At 75.7% G+C, this 4,493-nt stretch carries 4 protein-coding genes; all 4 read left to right on the top strand.

Annotated elements, in window-relative coordinates:
* Positions 1-21: 21 nt before the first annotated feature.
* Positions 22-879, top strand: a complete 858-nt coding sequence (locus tag HYE82_RS34300; protein ID WP_256988096.1) for a condensation domain-containing protein — start codon at positions 22-24, stop codon at positions 877-879.
* Positions 876-2,117, top strand: coding sequence for an FAD-dependent monooxygenase (locus tag HYE82_RS34295; RefSeq protein WP_179178132.1), 1,242 nt, complete (start codon positions 876-878; stop codon positions 2,115-2,117). The genes HYE82_RS34300 and HYE82_RS34295 overlap by 4 nt, the downstream gene beginning before the upstream one ends.
* A gap of 215 nt (positions 2,118-2,332) precedes the next feature.
* Complete coding sequence (locus HYE82_RS34290) at positions 2,333-2,566, top strand: MbtH family NRPS accessory protein (protein WP_179178131.1); 234 nt, start codon at positions 2,333-2,335, stop codon at positions 2,564-2,566.
* A gap of 104 nt (positions 2,567-2,670) precedes the next feature.
* Positions 2,671-4,493, top strand: a 1,823-nt coding sequence (locus HYE82_RS34285) for a non-ribosomal peptide synthetase (protein WP_179178130.1), incomplete at its 3' end; no start/stop codon positions are given.

The following is a 4,493-nucleotide window of genomic DNA, read 5'->3' as shown; positions in this document are numbered from 1 at the left end:
AGTTGTGTATAAGAGACACCCCTGGACCGCCCCCGGCCCGCCGTCCGCTCCTACCGGGGCGGAACCGTCGTACGACAGCTCCCGCGGGACACCGCGGACGGTCTCGGCGCGGCGGCCGGGGCGGCGGGAGTCACGCCGTTCGCGTACCTCCTGGCGGTCTTCCAGGCCCTGACCCACCGCTGGACCGGCCAGGACGCCTTCGTGCTGGGCGTGCCGGCCACCAGCCGGATGGGCCGGGCGCTGCGGGACGTGATCGGCTGCTTCCTCAACACCATGCCGGTCCGCGCCGACTTCACCCCGGAGTCCACCTTCCGCAGCGCGGCCGTGCAGGCCGGCGAGCGGGTCATGCGGGGCATGGTCAACGTGCGCTACCCGTGCGCGCTGGCCTTCCCCCGGGCGACGGTCTTCCGGACCGCGCTGTTCCTGGTCCAGATGGACCGGATGGAGCCCCCTGTGCCGAACGTCCCGCCGGGTGCCGCCGAGGGGCCGTCCGTCCCGTACGCCGGGCTGGACATCGCGCTGATCGACGTGCCCCAGCAGGAGGGGCAGCTGGACCTGCTGCTGCGGATCGAGCAGACCCCGGACGGGATCACCGCCGTCTTCAGCCACGACACCGACGTGCTGGACCGGGCCACGGTCGAGCGGTTCGCCGACGGCTGGGAGCGGATGCTGGCGGCCGCGGTCGCCGCGCCCGACACGCCCGTCGCCGACGTCGAGCTGGCGGGGGAGGACGAGCTCGCCGCACTGCTCGCGCTCGGGGCCGGGACCGGGGGCCCCGCCTTCGGCTCCCCCGACGGCTTCGACGGCTTCGACGGCTTCGACGGCTTCGAGTCCTCCGACCCGTACGACTCCTTCGAGAACGCCGGGGACCACCGATGAGCCTCACCGCAGCCGTCGTCGGCGGCGGCCCGGGCGGTCTGACCGCCGCGGCCGCCCTGCACGCCAGGGGCGTGGACGTCCACGTGTACGAGCGGGGCGAGGCCCTGCGCGAACAGGGCGTGGGCATGCACCTCGGCCCCAACGGCACCCGCCTGCTCCGCCGCCTCGGTCTCGGCCCCCGTCTGGCCGAGGCGGCGGTCCGCCCCGACGCCCTCGAAGTCCGCGCCTTCCACAACGGGGCGCAGGTCGCCGTGCAGGAGATGGGGGAGGCCTGGGAGAGGCAGTTCCGCGCCCCCTACCTCACCGTCCACCGCGGGGACCTGCACCGGATGCTGGCCGGGCTGCTGCCCGCCGCCCGGGTGCACACCGGCAAGGACCTCACCGGCTTCCGGGAAGGCCCGGACGGGGTGCTGCTGGACTTCGCGGACGGCACCACGGCCGAGGCCGACGTGCTGATCGGCGCCGACGGGGTGCACTCGGCGGTGCGCCGCGCCGTGGCCGGCGAGGACGCGCCGGTGTACTCCGGCAACAGCGCCCTGCGCGGCCTGGTCGACGCCGCCGACGTGCCCGGACTGGACCCGTCCCGGATGTACATGTTCGCGGGCCCCGCGGCCCGGGCGCTGTGCTATCCGGTCTCCGGCGGGCGGCAGTTCACCTACGTGGTGGTCGTGCCGGCCGCCGAGGGCGACGCCGAGTCGTGGACGAGCGCGACGGACCGGGCCGACCTGGACTCCGTCCTGGCCGGCTGGGCGCCGCAGGTCCGCGAGGTCGTGGCGGCGGCGGGCGAGGTCCGCCGCTGGGCCCTGTACGACCGGGCGCCGCTGGAGCGGTGGAGCACGCGCCGCACGACCCTGCTCGGCGACGCCGCCCACCCGATGCTCCCGCACCACGGGCAGGGAGCCAACCAAGCCATCGAGGACGGGGTGGCGCTCGCCGTCTGCCTCGGTGAAGCGGATGCGGGAGCGGACGGCACCGCCGCCGCGCTGCGCCGCTACGAATCGGTCCGCCGGCCGCACACGACCCGTGTGCAGCTCGGTTCCCGGACAGCCCAGCCCCCAGGGAAAGAGGAGAAGGACAGCATGGCCAACAACAACGGCAACAACATCAACAACGCTGCCGCCAACGTCAACTGGATCCTCGACAACGACGTCGAGGCCAACCTCAACAACAACAACGCCAACAACAACCGCAACAACGTCGACAGCAACAACAACAACCTGAACGACAACGCTGCCTGACCTCCACCCGCGCTGACCGACCCACCACCCCCGGGCAGCACGCAGCACGCAGCACGCGCGCGAGGCGCGCAGCACCGCATGGCACCCCACGGGCCCCCGACGCCGACCGCGTCGGGGGCCCGCCCCGTGCCCGGGGGCCGTATATGCGCCCGATAGGGCGTCGATAGGGCCCTCTCCAAGGATGGGCGGCACCTGACCACGCGAAGGGAACAGCGATGAGCGAACAGCTGCACGACACCGCCGACACCACCGTCTACCGGATCGTGCTCAACGACGAGGAGCAGTACTCCCTCTGGTGGGCCGGCCGCGAACTGCCCGCCGGCTGGCGCGCCGAGGGCACCGAGGGCACCCGCGAGGAGTGCCTCGCGAAGATCAACGAGCTGTGGACCGACCTGCGCCCCGCGAGCCTGCGCCGCCGCATGGCCGCCGGTACCGCCACCCACGCCTGAACCGTCTCCCGTCCCGTCCCGTCCCGTTCCGCCCCGCCCCGCCCACGACAGGCGCACCGGGCCGCACCCACCGGCGCCGCCGGATCCCGATGAATGGAGAGAACGTGAACGACCGCACACCGTCGGGATCCGCGCCCGGCCGTCTGCTGCTGCCCCGGCTGTTCCGGGCCCAGGCCGCCCGTACCCCCGAGGCCCCCGCCGTCCTGGGCGCCGACGGCTCCGTCCTCACCTACGCCGCGTTGGAGCAGCTCGCCTTCCGCCACGCCGCCGCCCTGCGCGCCCGCGGCGTGGCACCCGGCGACTTCGTCGGCGTCTGCCTGCCCCGCGGCCCCGAGCTGGTCGCCGCCCTGCTCGGCGTCTGGTTCGCCGGCGGCGCCTACGTCCCCCTCGACCCCGCTTACCCCCAGGCCCGCCTCGCCCTGGTCCTGGAGGACTCCGGCGCGGCCGTCGTCCTCGCGGCCGCCACCACCGCCGGCCGGCTCCCGGCCGGCACGGCCGTCGTGGACGTCGCCGAGGCGACCGACGCCGTGCCCGCGGGGGAGGGCGGCGCCGGCCTCGCCGCCGCCGACCCCGCCCGCCCCGCGTACCTGCTGCACACCTCGGGCTCCACCGGCCGCCCCAAGGGCGTCCTCGTCCCGCACGCCGGCATCGCCAACCGCGTCCGCTGGCTGGCCCACCGCCACAAGCTCGGCCCCGCCGACCGGTTCCTGCTCAAGACCACCATCGGCTTCGACGCCGCCGGACTCGAACTGTTCGCCCCCCTGATCAGCGGCGGCGCCGTCGCCCTCGCCCCGCAGGACGCCGAGCGCGACCCGGCCGCCCTGCTGCGCGCCGTCGCCGAGCACGGCGTCACCGTCCTGCAGGGCGTCCCCTCGGTCTACCGCCGCCTGGTCGAGCAGTCCGGCTGGGAGGCCGCCACCCGCCTCCGGCTGGTCTTCAGCGCCGGCGAGCCGCTCCACGCCGAGCTGTGCCGGGCCCTGGCCGAGCGCGCGCCGCGGGCCGAGATCTGGAACACGTACGGACCGACCGAAGCCTCCGTCGACATCACCGAGCACCGCTGGGACCCGGCGCAGGAGACCGGCGCCGTCCCCATCGGCCGGCCCATCGCCCACATGCGCGCCCTCGTCCTCGACCCGGCCGGCCGGCCCGTGCCCGTCGGCGTCCCCGGCGAACTCCACGCCGGCGGTGTCGGACTCGCCCTCGGCTACCACGGCCGCCCCGGCCAGACCGCCGAGCGCTTCGTGCCCGACCCGTACGGCGCCCCCGGCGAGCGGCTCTACCGCACCGGCGACCGGGTCCGCTGGCTGGCCGACGGCACCCTGGAGTACCTGGGCCGCCTCGACCAGCAGGTCAAGGTCAACGGCGTCCGCATCGAGACCGGCGAGGTCGAGGCCGCGCTGGCCGGCCACCCCTGGGTACGGGCCGCGGTCGCCGCCGCCGTCCCCGACGGCTCCGGCGGGCACCGCCTCGTCGCCTGGGTGCAGTCCCGCGGCGAGCGCCTGCGCCCCGACGAACTGCGGACCTTCCTGCGCCGCTCCCTGCCCGACCCGCTCGTGCCCGCCGTGTACGTGCCCGTCGCCGAGTTCCCGCTCACCGCCAACGGCAAGATCGACCGCAGTGCGCTGCCCGAGCCGGTCGCCGCCGCGGCCGCCGCCGAGGACGCCCACGTGCCCGTACGCACCGCGGCCGAGCGGGTCGTCGCCGAGAGCTGGGCGCAGATCCTGGGCATCCCCGCCGAACGGATCGGCGCCACCCACGACTTCTTCCAGCTCGGCGGGGCCTCCCTGATGCTCAGTCGGCTCGCCGAGGCCCTCTCGGCCGCCGCCGGCACCCGCGTCGCCCTCCGCTCCCTGTTCACCGCCACCACCGTGGAGGCGCAGGCCGCGCTGCTCGCCGACGCCCCCGCCCCGGCCGCCGGCGACCCGGC

Source organism: Streptomyces sp. BR123 (assembly GCF_013401435.1).
Lineage (GTDB): Bacteria > Actinomycetota > Actinomycetes > Streptomycetales > Streptomycetaceae > Streptomyces.
Note: the sequence above shows the minus strand (reverse complement) of the source record. Positions and strands in the feature narration are given on the sequence as shown.